This window comes from Puniceibacterium confluentis (assembly GCF_007923445.1).
In the GTDB taxonomy this organism is placed as follows: Bacteria; Pseudomonadota; Alphaproteobacteria; order Rhodobacterales; family Rhodobacteraceae; genus Puniceibacterium; species Puniceibacterium confluentis.
This window is the reverse complement of sequence record NZ_VOJI01000004.1, coordinates 199,093-222,872: the sequence shown is the minus strand read 5'-3', so window position 1 is coordinate 222,872 and position 23,780 is coordinate 199,093. Positions and strand designations below refer to the sequence as shown.

General features: G+C 64.4%; 24 protein-coding genes. 17 read left to right on the top strand and 7 right to left on the bottom strand.

The genetic code is table 11. The annotated features are described in order from the left end of the window. The first annotated feature begins 147 nt into the window (after positions 1-147). From sucC to FOY53_RS06790, 11 genes are all read left to right on the top strand, one after another. Positions 148-1,341, top strand: a complete 1,194-nt coding sequence (gene sucC / locus FOY53_RS06840; protein WP_146587045.1) for an ADP-forming succinate--CoA ligase subunit beta — start codon at positions 148-150, stop codon at positions 1,339-1,341. Further along, entirely contained in the window at positions 1,338-1,637 is a 300-nt protein-coding gene (locus FOY53_RS06835) for a hypothetical protein (protein ID WP_246107314.1), read from the top strand. Before sucC ends, FOY53_RS06835 begins: the two co-directional genes overlap by 4 nt. A gap of 53 nt (positions 1,638-1,690) precedes the next feature. Continuing rightward, positions 1,691-2,578, top strand: a complete 888-nt coding sequence (gene sucD / locus FOY53_RS06830; protein ID WP_146587043.1) for a succinate--CoA ligase subunit alpha — start codon at positions 1,691-1,693, stop codon at positions 2,576-2,578. 65 nt (positions 2,579-2,643) lie between these two features. Continuing rightward, positions 2,644-3,396 carry a sulfotransferase family 2 domain-containing protein gene (locus FOY53_RS06825; protein WP_146587041.1) on the top strand — a complete coding sequence of 251 codons (753 nt, stop codon included), beginning with the start codon at positions 2,644-2,646 and terminating at the stop codon, positions 3,394-3,396. A gap of 21 nt (positions 3,397-3,417) precedes the next feature. Next, positions 3,418-6,390: a 2-oxoglutarate dehydrogenase E1 component gene (locus FOY53_RS06820; protein ID WP_146587039.1), complete on the top strand. Its 2,973-nt coding sequence runs from the start codon at positions 3,418-3,420 to the stop codon at positions 6,388-6,390. Positions 6,391-6,393: 3 nt separating this feature from the next. After that, positions 6,394-7,917, top strand: coding sequence for a 2-oxoglutarate dehydrogenase complex dihydrolipoyllysine-residue succinyltransferase (gene odhB, locus FOY53_RS06815; RefSeq protein ID WP_146587037.1), 1,524 nt, complete (start codon positions 6,394-6,396; stop codon positions 7,915-7,917). A 186-nt stretch (positions 7,918-8,103) separates the two neighbouring features. After that, the gene (locus FOY53_RS06810) at positions 8,104-8,454 is read left to right on the top strand and encodes a hypothetical protein (RefSeq protein ID WP_146587035.1); all 351 of its coding nucleotides are present in this window, start codon (positions 8,104-8,106) and stop codon (positions 8,452-8,454) included. Between the two features lie 59 nt (positions 8,455-8,513). Continuing rightward, the gene (locus tag FOY53_RS06805) at positions 8,514-8,747 is read left to right on the top strand and encodes a hypothetical protein (RefSeq protein ID WP_146587033.1); all 234 of its coding nucleotides are present in this window, start codon (positions 8,514-8,516) and stop codon (positions 8,745-8,747) included. Next, the gene (locus tag FOY53_RS06800; protein ID WP_146587031.1) at positions 8,744-9,139 is read left to right on the top strand and encodes an MAPEG family protein; all 396 of its coding nucleotides are present in this window, start codon (positions 8,744-8,746) and stop codon (positions 9,137-9,139) included. Before FOY53_RS06805 ends, FOY53_RS06800 begins: the two co-directional genes overlap by 4 nt. A 91-nt stretch (positions 9,140-9,230) precedes the next feature. Then, positions 9,231-10,619 (top strand): dihydrolipoyl dehydrogenase, encoded by a 1,389-nt coding sequence (lpdA, locus tag FOY53_RS06795; protein ID WP_146587029.1) that lies wholly within the window; start codon positions 9,231-9,233, stop codon positions 10,617-10,619. A 178-nt stretch (positions 10,620-10,797) separates the two neighbouring features. Further along, positions 10,798-11,256, top strand: coding sequence for a hypothetical protein (locus FOY53_RS06790; protein WP_146587027.1), 459 nt, complete (start codon positions 10,798-10,800; stop codon positions 11,254-11,256). A gap of 574 nt (positions 11,257-11,830) precedes the next feature. On the opposite strand, the gene FOY53_RS06785 is transcribed toward FOY53_RS06790, so the two are convergent. The 3 genes from FOY53_RS06785 to FOY53_RS06775 are packed head-to-tail and all read right to left on the bottom strand — an operon-like array spanning position 11,831 to position 14,144. Then, a complete protein-coding gene (locus tag FOY53_RS06785; protein ID WP_146587025.1) occupies positions 11,831-12,565 on the bottom strand; it encodes a lysophospholipid acyltransferase family protein in 735 nt (244 codons plus the stop codon). Then, a complete protein-coding gene (locus FOY53_RS06780) occupies positions 12,565-13,449 on the bottom strand; it encodes a cell division protein FtsX (protein ID WP_146587208.1) in 885 nt (294 codons plus the stop codon). Before FOY53_RS06780 ends, FOY53_RS06785 begins: the two co-directional genes overlap by 1 nt. 17 nt (positions 13,450-13,466) lie before the next feature. After that, positions 13,467-14,144, bottom strand: coding sequence for a cell division ATP-binding protein FtsE (locus tag FOY53_RS06775; protein ID WP_146587023.1), 678 nt, complete (start codon positions 14,142-14,144; stop codon positions 13,467-13,469). Positions 14,145-14,304: 160 nt separating this feature from the next. On the opposite strand from FOY53_RS06775, the gene FOY53_RS06770 reads away from it, so the two are divergent. From FOY53_RS06770 to plsY, 5 genes are all read left to right on the top strand, one after another. After that, the gene (locus FOY53_RS06770; RefSeq protein WP_146587021.1) at positions 14,305-15,327 is read left to right on the top strand and encodes a zinc-ribbon domain-containing protein; all 1,023 of its coding nucleotides are present in this window, start codon (positions 14,305-14,307) and stop codon (positions 15,325-15,327) included. A gap of 79 nt (positions 15,328-15,406) precedes the next feature. After that, entirely contained in the window at positions 15,407-16,357 is a 951-nt protein-coding gene (locus FOY53_RS06765; RefSeq protein ID WP_146587019.1) for an aspartate carbamoyltransferase catalytic subunit, read from the top strand. Then, entirely contained in the window at positions 16,354-16,908 is a 555-nt protein-coding gene (locus FOY53_RS06760; protein ID WP_146587017.1) for an aspartate carbamoyltransferase catalytic subunit, read from the top strand. The genes FOY53_RS06765 and FOY53_RS06760 overlap by 4 nt, the downstream gene beginning before the upstream one ends. 109 nt (positions 16,909-17,017) lie before the next feature. After that, positions 17,018-18,316 carry a dihydroorotase gene (pyrC, locus tag FOY53_RS06755; RefSeq protein ID WP_146587015.1) on the top strand — a complete coding sequence of 433 codons (1,299 nt, stop codon included), beginning with the start codon at positions 17,018-17,020 and terminating at the stop codon, positions 18,314-18,316. Continuing rightward, positions 18,316-18,936, top strand: a complete 621-nt coding sequence (gene plsY / locus FOY53_RS06750; protein ID WP_146587013.1) for a glycerol-3-phosphate 1-O-acyltransferase PlsY — start codon at positions 18,316-18,318, stop codon at positions 18,934-18,936. The genes pyrC and plsY overlap by 1 nt, the downstream gene beginning before the upstream one ends. Before the next feature lie 36 nt (positions 18,937-18,972). On the opposite strand, the gene FOY53_RS06745 is transcribed toward plsY, so the two are convergent. Together FOY53_RS06745 and FOY53_RS06740 are read right to left on the bottom strand one after the other, a co-directional pair. After that, a complete protein-coding gene (locus FOY53_RS06745; protein WP_146587011.1) occupies positions 18,973-19,770 on the bottom strand; it encodes an alpha/beta fold hydrolase in 798 nt (265 codons plus the stop codon). After that, positions 19,770-20,369, bottom strand: a complete 600-nt coding sequence (locus FOY53_RS06740) for a 2-hydroxychromene-2-carboxylate isomerase (protein ID WP_146587009.1) — start codon at positions 20,367-20,369, stop codon at positions 19,770-19,772. The genes FOY53_RS06745 and FOY53_RS06740 overlap by 1 nt, the downstream gene beginning before the upstream one ends. Positions 20,370-20,479: 110 nt before the next feature. On the opposite strand from FOY53_RS06740, the gene FOY53_RS06735 reads away from it, so the two are divergent. Next, positions 20,480-21,487, top strand: a complete 1,008-nt coding sequence (locus FOY53_RS06735) for a ribose-phosphate pyrophosphokinase (protein ID WP_146587008.1) — start codon at positions 20,480-20,482, stop codon at positions 21,485-21,487. A gap of 34 nt (positions 21,488-21,521) precedes the next feature. Here the strand turns inward: FOY53_RS06735 and FOY53_RS06730 are convergent, their stop codons facing one another. Beyond that, positions 21,522-23,201: a mechanosensitive ion channel family protein gene (locus FOY53_RS06730; protein WP_146587007.1), complete on the bottom strand. Its 1,680-nt coding sequence runs from the start codon at positions 23,199-23,201 to the stop codon at positions 21,522-21,524. An 88-nt stretch (positions 23,202-23,289) separates the two neighbouring features. Continuing rightward, the gene (locus tag FOY53_RS06725) at positions 23,290-23,640 is read right to left on the bottom strand and encodes an H-type lectin domain-containing protein (RefSeq protein ID WP_146587006.1); all 351 of its coding nucleotides are present in this window, start codon (positions 23,638-23,640) and stop codon (positions 23,290-23,292) included. Between the last annotated feature and the right edge of the window lie 140 nt (positions 23,641-23,780).

The window sequence follows — 23,780 nt, the reverse complement described above, 5'->3', positions numbered from 1 at the left end:
GCCGATTATGTGATCACACCTTTTTCCGCCGTGATCACAAAACCCGGAAAAAACGCCAAATTGCCGAGTTGCGCAAGATTTCCGTTAAACCTGCCGAAACTCTGTGCCTATACACGATGCAATCGCAGCAAGACGGGACAGTTTCTAATGAACATCCACGAGTATCAGGCGAAAGCCCTGCTGCGCAGCTACGGCGCTCCGGTGTCCGATGGCCGCGTGGTTCTAAAGGCGGACGAAGCCAAGACCGCCGCAGGGGCGCTTGACGGCCCGCTTTGGGTTGTAAAGGCCCAGATCCACGCAGGTGGCCGCGGCAAGGGGTCCTTCAAGGAGGCCGATGCCGGCGAAAAGGGCGGCGTTCGCCTGACCAAATCGGTCGAAGAAGCCGCGCAGGAAGCCAAGAAGATGCTGGGCCGCACCCTGGTCACGCATCAGACCGGTCCGGCGGGCAAGCAGGTCAACCGCATCTATATCGAAGACGGCAGCGGGATCGAGACCGAGCTGTACCTCGCCCTGCTGGTGGACCGGCAGACCAGCCGCGTGTCCTTTGTCTGCTCGACCGAGGGCGGCATGGACATCGAAGAGGTCGCCGCCTCGACACCCGAGAAGATCCTGTCGTTCGCCGTCGATCCGGCCACCGGCTACCAGTCGTTCCACGGCCGCCGCGTCGGCTTTGCGCTGGGTCTGGACGGCAAGGCGATGAAACAGTGTGTCGGCCTGATGGGGCTGCTCTACAAGGCCTTCATCGAAAAAGACATGGAGATGCTCGAGATCAACCCGCTGATCGTCACCGACGCAGGCGATCTCAAGGTGCTGGACGCCAAGATCAGCTTTGATGGCAACGCGGTCTACCGCCATGCCGACATCGCCGAACTGCGTGACACCACCGAAGAGGATGCCAAGGAACTGGCGGCGTCGAAGTACGACCTCAACTACATCGCGCTCGACGGCGAGATCGGTTGCATGGTCAACGGCGCGGGCCTCGCGATGGCGACCATGGACATCATCAAGCTCTACGGTGCCGAGCCTGCCAACTTCCTCGACGTCGGCGGCGGCGCGACCAAGGAAAAGGTGACCGAAGCCTTCAAGATCATCACCTCGGACCCGCAGGTCAAAGGCATTCTGGTGAACATCTTCGGCGGCATCATGCGCTGCGATGTGATTGCCGAGGGTGTGGTCTCTGCCGTGAAAGAGGTGGGGCTGAAGGTGCCGCTGGTCGTGCGTCTCGAAGGCACAAACGTCGAGAAGGGCAAGGAGATCATCAACAACTCCGGCCTCGACGTGATCGCTGCGGACGACCTCAAGGACGGCGCGCAGAAAATCGTGAAGGCCGTCAAGGGATGATCCGGGAACCAGGGTACTCTCCGATCCTGGTCGGTCTGGCGATGGTCGGGATCGGCCTCGTCGCCTGCCGGATCGAACCCGCCGCGCTGCGCCTGCCGGAACCGGCCGGGCGCCCGCGTCTGCGCGACATCCGGGACGGGCGCGACGTTGCCCGGGCGGCACGGGACGGCATTGCCACGCTGATTCCGCGCAACCTTACCCGGTCGCTGGGGCGGACACTGATGCTCATGGGCGGCGCGCTGATCGCTGTCCGGGCACTTGACGAACTCGTGGATGATGACAGCGCCAGCTACTGACGGCGCGTGGGTGCGGCATTGACCCGCCCGAGACACAAGGAAAGACTGATAACATGGCAGTCCTAATCGACGAAAACACCAAGGTGATCTGTCAGGGCCTCACCGGTTCGCAGGGCACATTTCACACCGAACAGGCCATCGCTTACGGCACCAAGATGGTGGGCGGCGTGACTCCCGGCAAAGGGGGCCAGACCCACCTGGACCTGCCGGTGTACAATTCGGTGCACGAAGCAATGCACGTGACCGGCGCGAATGCTTCGGTGATCTATGTCCCACCGCCGTTTGCCGCGGATTCGATCCTCGAGGCGATCGACGCCGAGATGGAACTGATCATCTGCATCACCGAAGGCATCCCGGTGCTTGACATGATGAAGGTCAAGCGGGCGCTGGAGAATTCCAGGTCGCGCCTGATCGGGCCGAACTGCCCCGGAGTCATCACCCCCGATGCCTGCAAGATCGGCATCATGCCCGGCCACATCCACAAGCGTGGATCGGTCGGCGTGGTGTCGCGTTCGGGCACGCTGACCTATGAGGCCGTGAAACAGACGTCCGACAGCGGTCTGGGCCAGTCGACGGCCGTCGGCATCGGCGGCGACCCGATCAAGGGAACCGAGCACATCGACGTGCTGGAAATGTTCCTGGCTGACCCCGAAACGCAGTCGATCATCATGATCGGTGAAATCGGCGGCTCGGCCGAAGAAGATGCGGCACAGTTTCTGGCCGATGAAAAGAAGAAGGGCCGCTGGAAACCGACGGCTGGTTTCATCGCGGGACGCACAGCCCCTCCGGGCCGTCGCATGGGCCATGCCGGCGCGATCGTCGCGGGCGGCAAGGGCGGTGCCGAGGACAAGATCGAGGCGATGAAAGCCGCCGGGATCGTTGTGGCGGAAAGCCCTGCCGGTCTGGGTGAGGCCGTACTTGCGGCCATCGCCAAGGGCTGAGCCGCGCCTGCAGGAGTACGCTCTGAACCCCCGCGGGTTCAGAGCATGAAGGGTCAAGGACCAAGATGCTCGTCAGTCACTCTCATAAGTTCATCTTCCTCAAGACTGGCAAAACGGCCGGCACCTCGACCGAGGTGTTCTTTCAGCCCGCCTGCATGCCGAAGGGGGCAGAGTTGAGCGAGCGGACCGAGATGATGGTCAGCGAGGCCGGAATCGTCGGTTACCGTGGCGGCGCCGGTCAGGATCTGAAGTGGCGCAACCACATGCCTGCCGCCACCATTCGCGCCCAGCTCGAATCCGACGTCTGGCAGAGCTATTTCAAGTTCATGAATGTCCGAAATCCCTTCACGCGGGCGGTGTCGCTCTATGCGTTTCACCAGCAGCGGTCCCGCCGCACCCTGCCGCAGAACTGGGATACCCTGCGCGCGGACTTCGGGCGGTTTCTGCTGTCCGACGGTTACGGGCTCCAGACCGCGTTGTTTCAGATCGACGGCACATGCGTCGTGGACGATGTGATCTATTACGAAAGCCTCAAAGACGACATTCGCCGCATCGCTGACCATGTCGGCTATTGCGCGCCCATACAGGACCTTCGCCACACCAAGAAAGGTCAGCACGGTCTTGCCGACGGCGATATTGCCGATCTCTATAATCGTACTCTCGTGGGACGTGTTCTAGACGTCGAAGCCACAATTTTTGATTTGATGGGCTATTCCGATGACCCATATGACGCCGATCAGCGCCCTGCACACCCGTCGGCCTTTTCGGCCACAGGCAGCGCGGCGTCCGCAATCACCTCGCAAGCAGCACCTAGGTAGAAACCCAGCTGGGGACCAGACATGACCGATCAAAGTTCAAACGACCAGTTCCACGCCTCAAGCTTCATGCAGGGGCACAATGCCGCGTATCTCGAACAGATGTATGCACGCTATGCCAACGACCCCGGCGCGGTCGACGAGGCCTGGCAGGCGTTTTTCCGGGCGATGGGCGACGACGGAATGGAGGTCAAGAAGGTGGCCGCCGGCCCGAGCTGGGCACGCGCCGACTGGCCGCCGCAGCCGCAGGACGATCTCACCGCCGCACTGACCGGGGAATGGGCGATGGCCGCGATGGCCCCCGACGCCAAGGCCGCCGGCAAGAAGATCACCGACAAGGCCGCCGCGACCGGCGTCAACCTCAGCGACGATCAGGTCAAGCGGGCGGTGCTCGACTCGATCCGGGCGCTGATGATCATCCGGGCGCACCGCATCCGGGGCCATCTTGCCGCGGATCTGGACCCGCTGGGCATGCGCGAAGCCACCCCCCATCCCGAACTTGACCCCAAGTCCTACGGCTTCACCGAAGCCGACATGGACCGGCCGATCTTCATCGACAACGTTCTCGGGCTTCAGATCGCGTCCATGCGCGAGATCATGGACATCGTGCGGCGCACCTACTGCGGCACCTTCGCGCTGCAATACATGCACATCTCGGACCCCGAACAGTCGGCCTGGCTGAAAGAGCGGATCGAGGGATACGGCAAGGAGGTCAAGTTCACCCGCGAGGGCCGCAAGGCGATCCTCAACAAGATGGTCGAGGCCGAGGGATTCGAGAAATTCCTGCATGTCAAATACATGGGCACAAAGCGGTTTGGCCTTGATGGCGGCGAAAGCCTGATCCCTGCGATGGAGCAGATCATCAAGCGCGGCGGCGCGCTTGGCGTCAAGGAAATGATCATCGGCATGCCGCACCGCGGCCGCCTGTCGGTGCTCGCCAACGTGATGAACAAACCCTACCGCGCGATTTTCAACGAATTCCAGGGCGGCAGTTTCAAGCCTGAGGACGTCGATGGCTCGGGCGACGTGAAATACCACCTCGGGGCCTCGTCTGACCGCGATTTCGACGGCAATGCCGTTCACCTGTCACTGACCGCCAACCCCTCCCACCTTGAGGCCGTGAACCCGGTTGTGCTGGGGAAGGTCCGTGCCAAGCAGGACCAGTACGGCGATCAGCACCGGACGATGGTGATGCCGATCCTGCTGCACGGCGATGCGGCCTTTGCCGGCCAGGGTGTGGTCGCAGAGTGCTTTGCACTGTCCGGTGTGCGCGGCCACCGGACCGGCGGTACGATGCATATCGTGGTGAACAACCAGATCGGCTTTACCACCGCGCCGCATTTCTCGCGCTCGTCGCCCTACCCCACAGACAACGCGCTGGTGGTCGAGGCGCCGATCTTCCACGTGAACGGCGATGACCCCGAAGCGGTGGTGCATGCCGCAAAGGTGGCGACAGAGTTCCGCCAGAAGTTCGGCAAGGACGTAGTTCTCGACATCTTCTGCTACCGCCGGTTCGGACACAACGAGGGCGACGAGCCCATGTTCACCAACCCGCTGATGTACACCAAGATCAAGAAGCAGAAGACCACGCTGACGCTGTACACCGAGCGGCTTGTGCGTGACGGTCTGATCCCCGAGGGCGAAATCGAGGACATGAAGGCGTCGTTCCAGTCGATGCTGAACGAGGAATTCGAGGCCGGCAAGACCTACAAGCCGAACAAGGCCGACTGGCTCGATGGTCGCTGGTCCCACCTCGACCGGCAGAAGCAGGGCAAGTACCAGCGCGGCAAGACGTCGATCAAGCCCGAGACGCTGGAGCAGATCGGCTCTGCCCTGACCCGCGCGCCGGACGGCTTTCCGCTGCACAAGACCGTTGGCCGCCTGCTGGAATCGCGGGCCGAGATGTTCAGGACCGGCACCGGCTTTGACTGGGCAACCGGCGAAGCTCTGGCATTCGGCTCGCTGCTGACCGAAGGCTATCCCGTGCGGCTGTCCGGTCAGGACTCCACCCGTGGCACCTTCAGCCAGCGGCATTCCGGCCTGGTCAATCAGGACACAGAGGAACGGTACTATCCGCTCAACAACATCCGTGAAGGTCAGGCCCGGTTCGAACCCATCGACTCGGCGCTGTCGGAATACGCCGTGCTCGGATTTGAATACGGCTACAGCCTTGCCGAACCCAACGCCCTGACCCTGTGGGAGGCGCAGTTCGGCGACTTTGCCAACGGCGCGCAGATCATGTTCGACCAGTTCGTTTCGTCGGGCGAATCCAAGTGGCTGCGGATGTCGGGGCTCGTCTGCCTGCTGCCGCACGGCTACGAAGGTCAGGGGCCCGAGCACTCTTCGGCCCGCCTCGAGCGGTTCCTGCAGATGTGTGGCCAGGACAACTGGATCGTGGCCAACTGCACCACGCCGGCGAATTACTTCCACATCCTGCGCCGCCAGATGCACCGGTCGTTCCGCAAGCCGCTGATCCTGATGACGCCCAAATCGCTGCTGCGTCACAAGCTGGCCGTGAGCAAGGCCGAGGAATTCACCACCGGCTCGTCCTTCCACCGGGTGCTGTGGGATGACGCCCAGCAGGGCAATTCCGACACCAAACTTGTGGCCGATGACAAGATCAAGCGCGTCGTGATGTGTTCCGGCAAGGTCTACTACGACCTGCTGGAAGAGCGCGACGCCCGTGGCATCGACGATGTTTACCTGATGCGGTTCGAACAGTTCTATCCTTTCCCGGCCATCTCGGCCGTCAAGGAACTCGAACGCTTCCCGCAGGCGGAAATGATCTGGTGCCAGGAAGAACCCAAGAACCAGGGTGCCTGGACCTTCATGGAGCCGAACCTCGAATGGGTTCTGGGCCGGATCAAGGCACAGCACGCCCGCCCGGCCTACGTGGGCCGCGAAACCTCTGCCTCGCCCGCCACGGGCCTGGCCAGCATGCACAAAGCACAGCAAGCGGCGCTGGTGGACAGCGCTCTGACGATTGAAGGGAACTAGACCATGACCACCGAAGTCCGCGTGCCCACCCTGGGTGAATCCGTGACCGAGGCCACCGTTGCCACCTGGTTCAAGAAGCCCGGCGATACTGTCGCCGTGGACGAGATGCTGTGCGAGCTGGAAACCGACAAGGTGACGGTCGAAGTGCCGTCGCCCCTCGCAGGCAAGCTCGCCGATATCGTCGCGCAGGAAGGCGAAACCGTCGGTGTGGATGCCCTGCTTGCCACCATAGCCGGGGCGGGTGAAGCCGGATCCGAAGAGCCGGAACTCCGCCCCTCGGAAACAAAGAAGGACACGACCTCCAAACCGGCCGAGGCGCAGGGCGGCGCCGGCACCGATGTGATGGTGCCCACCTTGGGTGAATCCGTGACCGAAGCGACCGTCTCGACCTGGTTCAAGAAGGTCGGAGACACGGTGGCCCAGGACGAAATGCTGTGCGAGCTGGAGACCGACAAGGTCTCGGTCGAGGTGCCTGCACCTGCTGCCGGCACGCTGACGGAAATCCTGGCCGAAGAGGGCAGCACCGTCCAGGCCAATGGCAAACTTGCGGTGATCGGCGGATCGGGCGCGGCCCCGGCGAAAACGCCCGTTGCCCCTCAGGACGGCAAGAAGACCACCCCCACCGGCGGCAAGGATGTCGAGGATGCCCCCTCGGCCAAGAAGGCCATGGCCGAAGCGGGGATCAGCCGCGATCAGGTCACCGCGACGGGCCGGGACGGCCGGGTGATGAAGGATGATGTGGCCCGCGCCGTGGCTGCGGCCAGCGCCGCTCCGGCCGCGTCGGCCGCGCCGGCCGCGCCGCGCCCCCCGGTTCCGGCGGACGACGCTGCCCGCGAGGAACGGGTCAAGATGACCCGCCTGCGCCAGACCATCGCCCGTCGCCTCAAGGATGCGCAGAACACCGCCGCGATGCTGACCACCTACAACGAGGTGGACATGACCGAGACGATGGCGCTGCGCAGCGAATACAAGGACCTGTTCGAAAAGAAGCACGGCGCCCGCCTCGGCTTCATGTCGTTCTTCACCAAGGCCTGCTGCCACGCCCTGAAGGAAGTCCCCGAGGTCAACGCCGAGATCGACGGCACCGACATCGTCTACAAGAACTTCGTGCACATGGGCATCGCCGCCGGCACCCCCACCGGCCTTGTGGTGCCGGTGATCCGTGACGCCGACCAGATGTCCTTTGCCGAGATCGAAAAGGCGATCAGCGAAAAGGGCAAGCGCGCCCGCGACGGCAAGCTGTCGATGGCGGAAATGCAGGGCGGCACCTTCACCATCTCGAACGGCGGTGTCTACGGCTCGCTGATGTCCTCGCCGATCCTGAACCCGCCGCAGTCGGGCATCCTCGGAATGCACAAGATCCAGGACCGCCCGATGGTCATCAACGGCGAGATCAAGATCCGCCCGATGATGTATCTGGCGTTGTCCTACGATCACCGCGTCGTCGACGGCAAGGGCGCTGTGACCTTCCTTGTCCGGGTGAAAGAGGCGCTCGAGGATCCGCGCCGCCTGCTGATGGATCTGTAACCCGTGCGCCGGGCAGAGCAATATCGCGCGGCCGTCGCCCGACGACGCGCCTTTGCCCTGCCCGGCGACACCACCCTGGCCAAAGCCGGCTCTGACGGCGGGCATGTTTCCCCCAACCGGATATGCTCGGGCAATCCCGACAGTCCCATGTTGCCCATCAGGGACGGGTTTGATGCCCCGTCGGCCATGGCCAGTCACGCGGTCTCGCAGGAAAACGGATACATGCCGGGCATCCCGTTCAACATCGTCATCGGCCTTGCACTGCCGCCTGCCGGGCTGACCCGGTCCGGAATCTCCATCACGTCGGCCTTAACGCTTTTGCCTCCTTTGCGTTCTCACCCGGCGCGGGCGGCGAATGCACCGGCTTCTTTCCCGGCGGTAACCCGGAACGCAATGACGGCCCGCCGTCCGATTGCCGCCGCAGAGGACGCAGCCCGCGTTCCTGATCACCAAGGCCTGGACCATGTCAGGACACGCCACCCGTCAGCGCGCGGACAAGGCGACGAGGCGCGCGTGAAAAAATTGCAGATGCCCTGATGCGGGCATGAACTACCTTCAGACAGACCAGCCGCAATCCTGCAACCGGAGGCCTTCGCATGACCCGACAACTGCTCACCCGCTACGCCGACTTCGACACCGCCGCCTTTGACAGCGACGCCGAGAACCGAGGCAACGCCGGCCTGTCCCTGCTGCAACTCTGGCGCGGTGACGGCGGGGCGCACTGGGCCCTGTTCGGCGTCAACGATCCGGACAAGGCCCGCGCCTGGCTGGACAAGTCCGGGGCGCTTGGCCACGGCCCGACGGAATCGCATTTCCTGGAAACCGCATGACTCCTGAACTCACCATCCTCACGCTCGCAGCCCTGCTTCAGGTCGTGCAGTTCGGACTGTTCGCGATCCCGGCGAACCTCGAACTTGGCACCGGCTATACAAGCTCGGCCCGCGACCGCCCCCCGAGCCGGCAGCTCAGCGACAAGACCGCGCGGCTGCAACGCGCCATGGCCAACCATTTCGAAGGGCTGATCCTGTTCTCGATCGCCACCTTCGTCATCACCTTTTCCGATCAGGGCAGCGCCGTCACCGCCCTTTGTGCCACCATCTACCTGATCGCCCGCATCGCCTATGTCCCGGCCTATTATTTCGGCTGGCGCCCCTGGCGCTCGGCGATCTGGGGCACCGGTTTTCTCGCCACCACAGTGATGCTTCTGGCAGCACTGGTCTAAGGGCTTCATCTGCCCATACAATTCCAGGGAACTCCGCGCCGCGCGCGGACGGGGGCGGCGCCCCCAGCCCGTCAAACGAAAGGACACCATCATGGCATCTTACGACGTCATCGTCATCGGCTCCGGCCCCGGCGGCTACGTGGCCGCGATCCGCTGCGCCCAGCTCGGCCTGAAGACCGCCTGCGTCGAAGGACGTGACACCCTTGGCGGCACCTGCCTCAACGTCGGCTGCATCCCGTCCAAGGCGCTGCTGCACGCGACGCACATGCTGCACGAAGCCGAGCACAACTTTGCGGCCATGGGCCTCAAGGGCAAGAGCCCGTCGGTCGACTGGAAACAGATGCTGACCTACAAGCAGGACACCATCGACACCAACACCAAGGGTATCGAGTTCCTGTTCAAGAAGAACAAGATCGACTGGCTCAGGGGCTGGGGGTCAATCCCCGAGGCCGGTCGTGTCAAGGTCGGAGACGAGACTCACGACGCCAAAAACATCATCATCGCCACCGGGTCGCAGTCCAGCAGCCTGCCGGGCATCGAGATCGACGAAAAGATCGTCGTGACCTCGACCGGCGCGCTGGAACTGGGCAAGGTGCCGAAGAAACTGGTGGTCATCGGTGCCGGCGTCATCGGTCTGGAGCTTGGATCGGTCTATGCGCGTCTGGGCGCCGAGGTGCAGGTGATCGAATTCCTCGACGCCATCACCCCCGGCATGGACGGCGAGGTACAGAAGACCTTCCAGAAGCTGCTGACCAAGCAGGGCCTGAAATTCACCCTTGGCGCCGCGGTTCAGGGTGTCGAGACCAGCAAGACCAAGGCCACGGTCACCTACAAGCTGCGCAAGGATGACAGCGAACACACGATGGACGCCGACGTGGTGCTCGTCGCGACCGGGCGCAAGCCCTATACGGACGGATTGGGGCTCGAGGCGCTGGGGGTCGAGATGACCGACCGGGGCCAGATCAGGACCGATTCCCACTGGCAGACCAACGTCAAGGGCATCTATGCCATCGGCGATGCCATCACCGGACCGATGCTTGCGCACAAGGCCGAGGACGAGGGCATGGCCACAGCCGAGGTCATCGCCGGGCGACATGGCCATGTGAACTATGGCGTGATCCCCGGTGTGATCTACACCCACCCCGAGGTCGCTTCGGTCGGCAAGACCGAGGAAGAGCTGAAAACGGAAGGTGTCTCCTACAAGGTCGGCAAGTTTTCGTTCATGGGCAACGGCCGGGCCAAGGCCAACTTTGCCGCCGATGGTTTCGTCAAGATCATTGTGGACAAGGCCAGCGACCGGATTCTTGGCGCGCATATCATCGGTCCGATGGCGGGCGATCTGATCCACGAGATCTGCGTGGCGATGGAATTCGGCGCGGCGGCGCAGGATCTTGCGCTGACCTGTCACGCCCACCCGACCTATTCCGAAGCGGTGCGCGAGGCGGCTCTGGCCTGTGGTGACGGCCCGATCCACATGTAAGCCCCAAAGGGGGGCGCCGCGCGCGACCGGCGCCCCTGCCACGGTCTCTGTGGCCAACACTGTGATCAATTCTGTGATCAGAACTGTGGCCCAAAAAATTCCTTTTTCTATGCGGGAAGTGGCCGCAACACTTTGGTAGTGTTTCCTGGTCAGACAATGGCACAGGAGGCGTACACCGATGTTCAGAGGCTTGCTTGTGGTACTCACGCTGGGGATCGGCGGCGCTGTTGCGCTGCCCGCCGGGGACCGCCCGGACGCCAACGGGCTGGTGTCGCATTCCCACCGTCTGGTCTTTCTGTCGCACATCCCCCAGGCCCGCGGCATACCTCACGGCACATCTCTCTGCGTGCGGACCAGAACCCTGCGGGCGCTTGGTCTGCCGCTGTGGCACCGGGCTGCGGAATACGTTCTCGCCGAACGTCGTTGCCGAACGGAGAATTTCATCAGCCTGCCGCGGGGGCTGTTTGCCACCGGACAGGCCGAGGGGATCTTTCCCCCTGCCCTGCCGACCAAGCCGAAGCTCAGCCTGACCAGCCGCGCCGTCGGCAGCTGGGGTGCGGCGGTCCTGCTCCTGGCCGGCCTCTGGGCAGGACGCGCCCTGCCCGCCCGGGCCAGAGCGCGCCGGAACAACGCCTAGGCTCTCCGCTCGCCGGATCGCTCCCGGCGGGTGTCCGCGGCGCGCCCCGGATATGTCTGGTCCCGGTTGGCAAGGTGGATGTCACCGCCGGTCATCTCAGCAAGGATCGGCACCGGCGTCGGTATCGCGGGCTTCATTGCTGCAGCCACAGCCGGGACCGCATCAGCGCCTTGGGTCATTGTGCATGAAATTCACCAATACCCACGACGATCACCGTCGCTGGCCGGTGTCTTGCCTGCACAAAGCGCGCGCACAGTTCACGGCCATCGGTGACGATGCCCCGCCGTTCACCCGCACGACGACACTTTCGCGGGGAGCCATGGACATCAATGCCACCCACTCATTCCGGATGATATTGCGACGCGACTCCAGCCGGTTGTTGCCACGCCCGTCGGGCAGGATCGGGGGTGCCTGGAAGCAGTTCCTGGATCACCTGCCCATGGTCTCACCGCGCGGTGTGGCATCAGATCCCTCTGGCCTCACGGCTGGCAGCGCACGGAACCCCGAGGCCACGATCCAGCTCCGACAGGCGGGGGGCAGCTATCGGGCCACCCCGCGCAGCGTCGTGCTCGCGTCAATCCTTTGCCGTAAACCCCGCCTCAGCGTTCAGCCGGTCGGATGCGGTTTCGATCTGTTCTTCCAGCAGCTTGAGGAAGGCGCGCGGCTCCATGCCGGCCTTGATGCGTGGCAGGAACTCGACCACCGCCAGGCCGGGCTTGCGGTAAATCCCGCGTTTCGGCCAGAACAATCCCACATTGGTGGCCACGGGCACACAGTCCTGCCCAAGCTGTTCGTACAGAACCGCCGTTCCGACCTTGTAGGGCGCACTGACTCCGGGTGCGATGCGGGTGCCCTGCGGATAGATGATCAGCTGCCCGGGTTGAACCGCGCCCTCGGTGACCGCCTCAACCATCTGTTTGATCGCCTTGCCCCGCTTGCCGCGATCCACCGGGACACAGCCGATACGCAGCCCGTACTGACCAACGATCGGCGCCCAGATCAACAGCTTCTTCATGATGAACTTGCCCGCGGGCAGAGCACTGAACACCAGGAAGACGTCGAAGAAGCTCTGGTGTTTCGAGGCGACAAGGCATTCGTCGACGGGTGGCGTGCCGCGCACCTCGCTGCGCAGGCCGACCATCCACGCCGCGGACCAGCGCACGTAACGGCAGACCGAGGCACAGGCGACCCGGGCGCCACGGCGCGACATCAGGGCCCAGGGGAACAGCGCGATGCCCACGACCGCGATGGCCACATAGACGTTGATGACAAAGACCAGCGAACGGATCCATTGCAGTGCATAACCCATCAGGCCAGTTCTCCCAGCACCCGGCGCGCCGCCGCCTGTGTGGCCAGCAGCGCCACCAGCGCCGCCAGCGGTGGTACGGCCAGCGGCCAGATCCAGTGCCAGCCCTGAAATCCAAGGCCGGTCAGAAAGCCTCCGGCCTCGCCGGCATCCGGCATCAGCAGGATGCCGATCACCGCCAGGCAGGTGCCGACGGCGGCACCGCCCAGGGCGCGCAGGGTAAAGCGGCGCACAAAGGCCCCGGCGATATAGGCATCGGTGGCGCCGACCAGACGCAGCACCGCGATCACCTGCGCATTGGCCGCCAGCGCGGCGTTGGCAGCCAGCGTGATCATCGCGCCGGTAGCGGCGGCGATCAGGCCGATCGACACCCACCCCAGCAGCCGCAACCGCGAGGCCGCCGCCACCAGCGGACGCCGCCAGCGGGTGTGATCGTCCAGCACGGCACCGGGCACTTCGGCGCTCAGCCGCAGACGCAGACCGGCGGCGTCATAGCCGTCATCGGTTTCGGTGATGTCGATCAGTTGCGGCACCGGCAGCGTGGCGACCGGCAGATCCGGGCCGAACCATGGTTCCAGCAACGCCTGCTGTTCCTCGGCCGTCAGCGCCCGCGCACTTTCGACGCCCGGCGTGGTCTCGAGCACGCGCAGGGCGGCGGCGGTCTGGGCGGCCATCTCTTCGGCAGCGGCCGAGATCCGCACGGTCGAGGACCGCGCCAGCTGGTCACCCCAATTCTGCGCCAGCCTTCCCGAGGCCAGGGACAGCGCCAGCGCAAACACCGCGAGAAACGCCATCGCGGCCGAGGTGAACAACGTCAGGCGGACGGTAAATCCGGCCGGGGGCACCACCCGGTCAGCGGCGGCATCCGAGGCCACGAGGCCCCGCATCACGGAGATGTCCAGCTTCAAAGATCCGCCCCCGCCAGTTGCAGCCGCCGGTTCGAAATGCGCAGTACCCGTGACTGCACCTGTTGTTTGGCGGCGCGGATCAGCGACAGGTCATGTGTGGCTATCATGATCGTCTTGCCCATCCGGTTGAGCTCGACCAGCAGCTTCAGCAGGCGTTGCGACATCTCCCAGTCGACGTTGCCCGTGGGTTCGTCGGCAAGGATCACGTCCGGTGACATGATCACCGCCCGCGCCAGCGCCGCCCGCTGTCGTTCGCCGCCCGACAGTTCCGGCGGCAGCGCATCGGCACGGCCGGTCAGCCCGACCCAGCCCATCAGTTCGCGCAGATTGGCCAGTTCGCCGGCACTGTCCTGCCCCGAGACCACCAGCGGCAGGGCGATATTGTCCGCCACAGACAGGTGGTCCAGGAACTGGCAGTCCTGATGCACGACACCGATGCGACGGCGGCTCAGCGCCACCGCGTCCCGGTCCATCTGGGTGACATCCCGCTCGAACAGGCGCACATGGCCGCCGGTCGGACGCAGGGCGCCGTAACACAGCTTGAGGAAGGTGGTTTTGCCCGCGCCGGACGGTCCGGTGAGAAAGTGGAACGACGCCGGCGCCAGAGTCAGCGAAATGTCCGAGAGCAATTCGCCCCCGCCATAGGAATAGGCCACATTTTCCAGCTCGATCACGTGACACCTGCCTCACTTCGGGTTTGTTCTGTTGTGCAGTAGCATCGCGCGGGTTTCAATGCACTGGGCTGCGGACAATAGACTTTTCCCGTGGTGCAGCCCGCCCTATGATGTGACAAACAGATCCGGGCGGGACAAGAATGCAGGCTAAGGGGACAACATGCGGCTGATATGCCCGAATTGCGGAGCGCAGTACGAGGTTCCGGTGGAGGTGATCCCAGCGGGCGGGCGCGACGTGCAATGCTCGAACTGCGGCAACACCTGGTATCAGAACCACCCCGACGACGACCCGGTCCTGTCCGAGGAACTGGCGCTGCCGGTGCCCGACGAGGATTGGTCTCCGGACACCGAAGAGACGCCGCAAGCACCCGTGACCCAACCGCGTGTCGGGCAGCCCCACACGGCGCCCGAAGCCGGGAAGACCACAATTCCTGCGCCGTCCGCAGCCACAGCGGCCCGGCCACGGCCTCCGGTGCACAGCGAATATGACGATGATGGCGACAACGCCCCGGCTCCGGCACTGCCACCGCGCGACGTGGCCTCGGTCGCCGAAGCCCGGGCGCGCAGCCTGGATCCCTCGGTGGCCGAAGTGTTGCGCGAAGAGGCCGCGCGCGAAAGCCGCCAGCGGGCGGCGGAGTTTTCAAGTCTGGAAAGTCAGCCCGATCTCGGGCTGGAAAACCCTGCGGGTGAGCAAGAACCCGCGCGCCGGGCCCGCGAATCGCGCGAACGCATGGAGCGGATGCGCGGTGTGTCCCCGTCAGACGCCGCCGAGGCGCAAACCGAGCATGCTGAACCCAAGTCCGCCGCCGCGACAAAGGCCTCGGCTGCGGCGGCCAATTCCCGCCGGGATCTGCTGCCGGACGTGGAAGAGATCAACCAGACGCTGCGTTCCACCCGCGAACGGCGCGAAGTCGAGACGCCGCAGGGCCGTGCCCTGATGGACGAACCCAACAACGGTTTCGGACGCGGTTTCATGCTCATGGTCCTTCTGGCGGTGATCCTGGCCGCCATCTACATCCTGGCACCGCAGATCACCTCTGCGCTGCCTGCCGCAGAGCCATATCTGACGGCCTATGTGACCTGGGTCGATCAGCTCCGGCTCTGGCTCGATGTACAGGTGACCTCGATGCTGCTGGCGCTCGACGGCCTCAGTTCCGAGGCAACCACCCCCCCGGCAAACTGAATCGCGACAGGTTTCGCCGGGGCCTTGCCGTACGCGGGAGCGGTTCCTATAACCGCCCCGATCAGCAAGGAGCCCGCACATGCGTTTTGACCAGCGTCACCTTCTTGGGATCGAGCCCTTGCGGCCGGACGAAATCACGACCTTGCTGGATCTGTCGGAAAAATATGTCACGCTGAACCGCCAGCGCGACAAGCGCGCGGGAACCCTGTCCGGTCTGACGCAGATCAACATGTTCTTTGAAAACTCGACCCGCACCCAGGCCAGCTTTGAGCTGGCGGGCAAACGGATGGGCGCGGACGTGATGAACATGTCCATGCAGGCCAGTTCGATCAAGAAGGGCGAAACCCTGATCGACACCGCGATGACCCTGAATGCCATGCACCCGGATCTTCTGGTGGTGCGCCATCCGCATTCGGGTGCGGTGGACCTGCTGGCGCAAAAGGTCAACTGCGCCGTCATCAATGCCGGCGACGGGCGTCACGAACACCCGACGCAGGCACTGCTGGATGCCCTGACCATCCGCCGCGCCAAAGGCCGCCTGCACCGGCTGTCCATCGCGATCTGCGGCGACATCGCCCATTCCCGCGTCGCGCGCTCCAACATCATGCTGCTGGGCAAGATGGAAAACCGCATCCGGCTGGTCGGCCCCGCCACGCTGATGCCGGCCGGGATTGCCGAGTTCGGCTGCGAAGTGTTCGAAGACATGAACGAAGGGCTGAAGGACGTTGACGTGGTGATGATGCTGCGGTTGCAGAAGGAACGCATGGATGGCGGTTTCATCCCGTCCGAGCGGGAATACTTCCACCGCTACGGACTGGACGCGCAAAAACTGTCGCGGGCAAAGGCGGACGCGATCGTCATGCATCCGGGCCCGATGAACCGCGGCGTCGAGATTGACGGCACGCTGGCTGACGACATCAACCGGTCGGTCATTCAGGAACAGGTGGAAATGGGTGTCGCCGTGCGCATGGCGGTGATGGATCTGCTCGCCCGCAACCTGCGCGCCCGCCCCAAGGAGGTGTTGGTATGACCCAGATGACTGTCCCGGCGCATGAAACCGGGCACCTGCGGGTATTCACGATAGATCTGCCTGCCGAAGCCATCGAGCGCTTTGTCACCGAGGCGGGCACCGGTGAATGGCCGTTGCGTTACGCGCTCGGCGCCAGCCTGCTGCGCACCGCCTATGTTGAAACCGTGGCGATCCGCGACCTTGGCGCCATGCCGCTCTCAACCTACCTGACCGAGGGCTACGGCCTGACCGGCGCTGATTTCAAGGCATCGCGCCCGCAGCTTGACGCGCTGAAAGGACATGTGCTGCTGCTGCCCTCTGCGGCATTCGGCCGGATCGAACAGCGCCTGACCATTTCCAATCCGCTGCGCTGGATCGGCACCTTTGTCGAGGAAACCCGGCCGGCTGACCTGACCCCGCTGCGGTCGAAATCCGCGCGCGGCACCCTGTCCGATCGCGGCGGGAACGAGTCGGGCGCCCTGCGCGGCTCGTTCCTGCTGAAGGCGCTGATGCTGGGATTGGGGGTCGTTCTGCTGGCCGTGTTGCTCTTGGCCTTCGGGGTGCAGGGATGACCCGTGCCGCCGTCCCCTGCGGCCTGAACACCCTGCCTGTGCGGGACCATGAACCTTACCAACTGCGCAGGGCCTGCTTCCCGATGTGCGCCATCCGGAAAGACGCCCGATGACTGACCTGCTGATCACAAATGCCCGACTCGTCGATCCCGAAGGCGATTGCGTCCGCCCGGGGGCCCTGTTGGTGCGCAATGGGGTGATCACCGAGGTGTTCGACACGCCGTCGCCGGACATCAGTCTGGATCTGGTGCCCAGCCAACACCGTCGCGACGCGGGCAACCGGTTTGTCGCGCCCGGTATCGTCGACATCGGCGTCAAGGTCTGCGAACCCGGCGAACGGCACAAGGAAAGCTTTGGCTCGGCCGGCATGGCCGCCGCCGCCGGTGGTGTCACCACCATTGTCACCCGCCCCGACACCCTGCCCGCCATCGACACGCCCGAGGTGCTGGAATTCATCCGCCGCCGCGCCAACGAGGCGGCGCCGGTCAAGGTGCTGCCGATGGCCGCCCTGACCAAAGGCCGCCAGGGCCGCGAGATGACCGAAATCGGTTTTCTCATGGACGCCGGAGCCGTCGCCTTCACCGATTGTGACCACGTGGTCAGCGACACCCGCGTGCTGTCGCGGGCGATGAGCTATGCGCGCTCGCTCGGTGCGCTGGTGATTTCACACCCGCAGGACCCCGGCCTGTCGCGCGGTGGTGCTGTGACCAGCGGCAAGTTCGCCACTCTGCGCGGACTGCCGGGTGTGACCCCGATGGCCGAACGCATGGGCCTGGACCGCGATATTGCCCTGGTCGAGATGACCGGCGTGCGCTACCACGCCGACCAGATCACCACCAGCCGCGCCCTGCCCGCGCTGGAACGCGCCAAGAACAACGGTTTTGACGTGACGGCGGGCACCTCGATGCACCACCTCACCCTGAACGAGCTGGACGTGAGCGATTACCGCACTTTCTTCAAGGTCAAGCCGCCGCTGCGCTCGGAAGAGGACCGCCAGGCCGTCATCGCCGCGGTGAACGCGGGTCTGATCGACGTGATCTGTTCGATGCACACACCGCAGGACGAAGAGTCCAAGCGCCTGCCCTATGAAGAGGCGGCGTCGGGCGCCGTGGGGCTGGAAACGCTGATGCCGGTGATGCTGCGGCTGTATCATTCCGGCGACCTGACCCTGCCGGGGCTGTTCCGCGCCATGTCGCTGAACCCGTCGCGCCGTCTCGGTCTGGACAGCGGGCGGCTGGCCAGGGGGGCTCCTGGCGATCTGGTGCTTTTCGATGCAGACAAGCCGATGATTCTCGACCGGTTCAAGCTGAACTCGAAATCCAAGAACACCCCCTTTGACGGCGCCCGCCTACAGGGTAGGGTTCTGGAGACATTCGTGGATGGCCTGTCAGTCTACCGGAGCCTGTGATGCCTGTTATTGAGAACACCGCAACCGTTCTGCTGCTCTGGGCGCTGATCGGCTATGGTCTCGGATCGATCCCCTTCGGGCTGCTGCTGACGCGCGCCTTCGGCATCGGCAATCTGCGCGACATCGGTTCGGGCAACATCGGCGCGACCAACGTGCTGCGCACCGGCAACAAGACCGCCGCGGCGCTGACCCTGCTGCTCGACGGTGCCAAAGGTGCCGTAGCGGTGCTGCTGGCGCGCATGCTTGCCGGAGAGGATGCCGCACAACTGGCGGCGCTGGCGGCATTTCTCGGACATTGCTACCCGGTCTGGCTGGGCTTCAAGGGCGGCAAGGGGGTTGCGACCTTCCTGGGGATCCTGCTGGCACTGGTGTGGCCGGTGGGCGCGCTGTGCTGTGCCACCTGGCTTGCCGCCGTGGCGCTCTCGCGCACCTCGAGCTATGGCGCACTGGTCGCGGCCGCCTTTTCCACTCCCTACATGTTCCTGCTGGCGCGGATGGAGGCATTCGTTCTCGGCATCATCCTCACCCTGCTGATCTACTGGCGACACCGCAGCAATCTGGCCCGGATCCGCGCAGGCACCGAACCGCAGATCGGTGCCAAGACGCCACAGTCGCGCTGAATCCGCCCGGGCGGTCGGCGGCGCGTGGATTGCCGCCTAACCGATCATGTCGCGAATTTCACGCGCCACCTCGGCCGGGTGGGTGATCGGCACCATATGCCCGGCCCCTGCGATCACCGACTGCCGCACATCGGGAATCCGCGCCGCCAGGGCGTTGTGGATGTCCTGGGTGATCGGTTGCGAGTCTGAACCGCGCAACAGCAGAACCGGCATTTTCAGCCCCTCGAGCCGACCTTCGGCCAGCAGGCCGATCGGGTCGTCATTCAGGGTCCGGTTGGTCTCGGCAATGATCGGAATGCGCTTGACCAGCGACTCTTTCTGCCGTGCGGTCAGATCCTCCCACCCGCGTCCGTCGCCCCAAAGCGCACTGAACAGCCGCGCCGCAGTATCACGGTCACCCACCGCCAGCGCATTTGCAAAAGGGCGCGACACCTTGTGATGCGCATCAAATGCCGCCTGCGCCCGAAGCCGGGCCGCCGCGAACAGCACCGGTTCAATCAGTGTCAGCGACCGCATCCCGGGGTTTTCCAGCGCCAGACGCAGCGCCACGGTCGCGCCGAAGGAATGCCCGATCACATGCATGCCCGGTTCGATGAAACTGGCGGCGATCGCCGTCATCTGGTCATGGTAATCGCTGCGCCGGTCCCAATCACCGCTCAACCCGTGGCCCGGCATGTCCGGCGCCACCACCCGCAGCCGGTCAGCCAGCCCGCCTGCCAGCCGGGTCCAGGCGCCCGAATGCGCCAGCGCCGGGTGCAGCATCAGCGCCGGTTCCGGGCCGACACCAAATTCGTTCCAATGCACCGGAAACCCGGCGCGCGTGTCATAGGGCATCAGAGCTTGCCCGCGAGGTGCAGGTCGAGATCTTCCAGCCGGTCCTGCCCCCAGAACCGTTGCCCGGAGTCGGTGACGTAGAACGGAGACCCGAACACCCCCTGCGCCACCGCCTCCTCCAGATTGGCGGCATAGGTTTCCGCCCCGGTGAGCAGGCCCGAATCCGCCAGCGCGGGGTCGAACCCGGCGGCGGACAGGCAGTCGCGCACGACCGCGTCCTCGGCAATGTTCTTTTCCTCGGCCCAGCAGGCACGCAGGAACGAGAATGCCAGTGCGCCCAGATCGCCGCCCCCCGCCTTTTGCGCGGCAATGATCGCATAGCTGGACGGGGCCGGATTGGTCGGCCAGTGCGCCGGCTTGAGTGTCAGCGGCATATCCAGTTTTTTCGCCATCCGGATCAGTTCCTGCGCCCGGTACTCCATCCGGCTTGGGTGCCGGTCCTTGGGAGCGGTGCCGCCGGTGCGGGCAAACAGGGCCATCACGTCCAGCGGCTTGTAGGTCACGCTGGCCCGGTGACGGGCGGCGATGTCTTCCAGCTTGCCGCCCGCAAGGTAGGTGAACGGCGAAAGTGTCGCGAAATAGTAATCAATATGTGCCATCTGATCTCTCCCCGGTCTCATCGGCTTTGCCGGAACCTACGTGCATGCTAAGGCGAGCGCAACGTGACGAATCTTCCCTTCCCCGTCCCAAAGCCGGAGCTGCCCTCCCCATGCCCACACTCGTCGAACCCAAGCTGATTTCCGGCAACGCGAACCTGCCTCTCGCAACCGCCATCGCCAAGCGCATGTCGCTGTATCGCGGCATGACCGTCGGTCTGGTCAACGCCCGCGTCGAACGCTTCAACGATCAGGAGATCTTTGTCGAAGTCTACGAGAACGTCCGCGGCGAGGACATGTTCATCCTCCAGTCGACCTCGAATCCGGCGAACGACAACCTGATGGAGCTGCTGATCATGGCCGATGCGCTGCGCCGGTCGTCCGCCGCACGCATCACCGCCGTCATTCCCTATTTCGGATATGCCCGCCAGGACCGCCGCACCAAGGCCCGCACCCCGATCACCGCCAAGCTGGTCGCCAACATGATCGCCGAGGCGGGAATCGAGCGGGTCCTGACGATGGATCTGCACGCCACCCAGATTCAGGGCTTTTTCGACATTCCGGTCGACAACCTCTATGCCTCGCCGGTGTTCGCTCTGGATATCCAGCACCATTTTCAGGATCTCTCCGACGTCATGATCGTCTCGCCCGATGTCGGCGGCGTGGCGCGGGCACGCGAACTGGCCAAACGGATCAATGCACCGCTGTCCATTGTCGACAAGCGCCGCGAAAAGCCCGGCGAGATCGCCGAAATGACCGTGATCGGGGACGTGACCGGCAAGCGCTGCATCATCGTCGACGACATCTGCGACACCGCCGGAACCCTGTGCAAGGCGGCCGAAGTCCTGATCGAGAACGGCGCCAAGGAAGTGCATTCCTACATCACCCACGGCGTGCTGTCCGGTCCTGCGGTGGAACGCATCACCAAATCGGTGATGAAGTCTCTGGTCATCACCGACTCGATCAATGCCCCCGAGCCGGTGCGCAACGCCCCCAATATCCGCATCGTCCCCACCGCACCGATGTTCGCGCAGGCCATTCTCAACATCTGGAACGGCACCTCGGTGTCATCGCTGTTCGAAACGGAAACGCTGGGCCCGATCTACGAAGGCATTCTCTGACCCACCCGGTGTCGCGCGGTCACCCGAGCCCGGCTCAGGTGGCCGCCGAGGTTTCCTGAGACGCGGTGGCTTCCGGAAACAGCGCCCTCCCATCCCTGTCGATCACGCGCGCCTCGGCCAGCAGCCGCTCGCGCAGCTCGCAGGTCAGGGCCCAGGCGGTGTTGGGGTTGGGACAGGGCACCAGAAACAGCACATGCTGGCCAAACACGTCGTGGTCGGTGACATAACAGCCGCGACTGTCGGGTTCGCCGGTGTCCTCCATGCCATCCAGAATTGCATGGTATTTCTGGCGAAGCGGTTCGATGTCCGCATCGTGCCGCAGCCGCAGCGTCACCTCGCCCAGCGTGAACGGCTCTTGCATTGTCCAGTTTTCGAATGGTTCGGACACAAAATCCACCACCGGCACCACAAGCCGCTTGCCGGTCCAGATACGCAGCTGCACGAAGGTGAAGTTGATCCGTTCCACCGAACACAATTCACCGCGATATTCGATCTTGTCGCCGATCCGTGCCGACTGATTGATCGAAATCTGCAGCGACGCCATGATATTGGACAGAATGTCGCGTCCGGCATAGGCCGCGATCAAGGTCAGTGTCCCGGCCGATGCCAGCAGCGAGATGCCCAGCGATTGCATCACGCTGGCCTCTTTCAGCACGATGCCGGTGCCCACCATGGCAATCACCACGATCATGCCGCGGCGAATCGCGGACACCCGCGTCGCCATTTCCCGGCGCAGCTCCTGCCCTTCGCCGATCTCGCTGAGTTCAGCGCCGTCAAAACTGACCAGCCGCGATACAATCGCGTCGGCAATATTCACCACGAACCACAGAATCGAGGCAACCGCGCCGATGACCACCAGCGGCGACAGCAGGGTGTCGATCCGCCCCGAAAAGGTGAACACCTTCTGTGTCAGCACGGCCAGCGCAAGGGTCATCACCACCAGCACCGCCGGACCGCGCGAGGCGATCAGGAGCGAACGGGTGGTCGCGCGCAGACGCCGCCGCGACAACAGCGTGACCAGTTGGTGGACAAGCACCCCGGACAGCAATGTCGTGACCAGCACCAGAGGCAGCGCCACCGTCTCCCATCGGCGCAGGCCCCAGAAGGCGGGTTCGCGCCAGACTTCCGGCAGCATGAGCTCGAGATCCGAAGGACCGTAGGCCTCACCCAACCCCGGCAGGTTGTCGACCGTCTGGCGCGAGACGACCCAGACCGGGTCCCCGTCCTCGGGTTTGACCCGGTTGATGCGGATCGGAATCGGACGGTCGCCATATTCGACGTACCACAGCAGGATCGAGCGGCGCGGCTCGCCCGCCATCACCCGGTCCGAACCGCGCTCGTCCAGCCCGTCCGGGCGGTCGCGCAGGGCGTACCAGTCGATGACAATCTTGCGGTCCAGCAGGGTCAGGAAATCATGCGCCAGCCGCGGCCCCTGCGCCCGCTGCTGGTCTTTGGGGATATCCGACAAGTCCAGCATCTGCGCCGCGGCGTGCCAGTTTCCGTTGCGCGCCTGGATGATGAAACTCTCGAGACTGGAGCGCGGCGTCGCCCGGTCGATCGACGCGGGCGCCGGGCCGAGTCCCTCGTTCAGCGTCTCGACAGCGAACCACGGCTCGCCAGCAGGCGACTGTGCCCACGCCCCGGCTGCCCAGGAAAGGCAGAGGCCAAAGACCGCCACGCGTAGGACAGACGAGAGGAAACGAAGCGCAGGCATCTCTGACCAACCCTGTGCGACGTGTTTTGTTCCCCGGGCGTCAACGGGAGAGCGGCACGAACACCAGCATCACCAGCAGGCAGCGCTGTCAATACAGGTCCCAGTCGTCCTCGGACTTGACCTCGCCAATGGCCATCCAGGCCATGCGCACCCGCGCGACCCGGGTGTCGGCCCAGGTGCGGAACACCATGTCAAAGCCGTCCAACCCGACATTTTCCGCAACCAGATCCGCCCGCACATTGGCATGGCTGTCCATATCCCAAAGCGACAGCGACAGATGCACCACCGGCGGGCTTCGGTAGGTGGCGGAAAACGCGACCCACTTGCGCCGCTCCCGCGCGCCGTGACCGGTCCACATCTCTCCGCCGCTGGCGAATTCCGAAAACAACTCGACGTTGCCCTGATCCACGCCCACAGCAGCCGCGCGTAGTCTGTTCATGCCTGCCTCGTTCTGTGTCTGCCGTTATATTCGGCAATTCCGGCGGGAATAGAAACCGAAAATGTCAGGTTCTTCTCTTTGCAAATACTCCCGCCGGAGGCGGTCCCACCGATGGGCCCGGGCGACATCCGGCAGCCGGG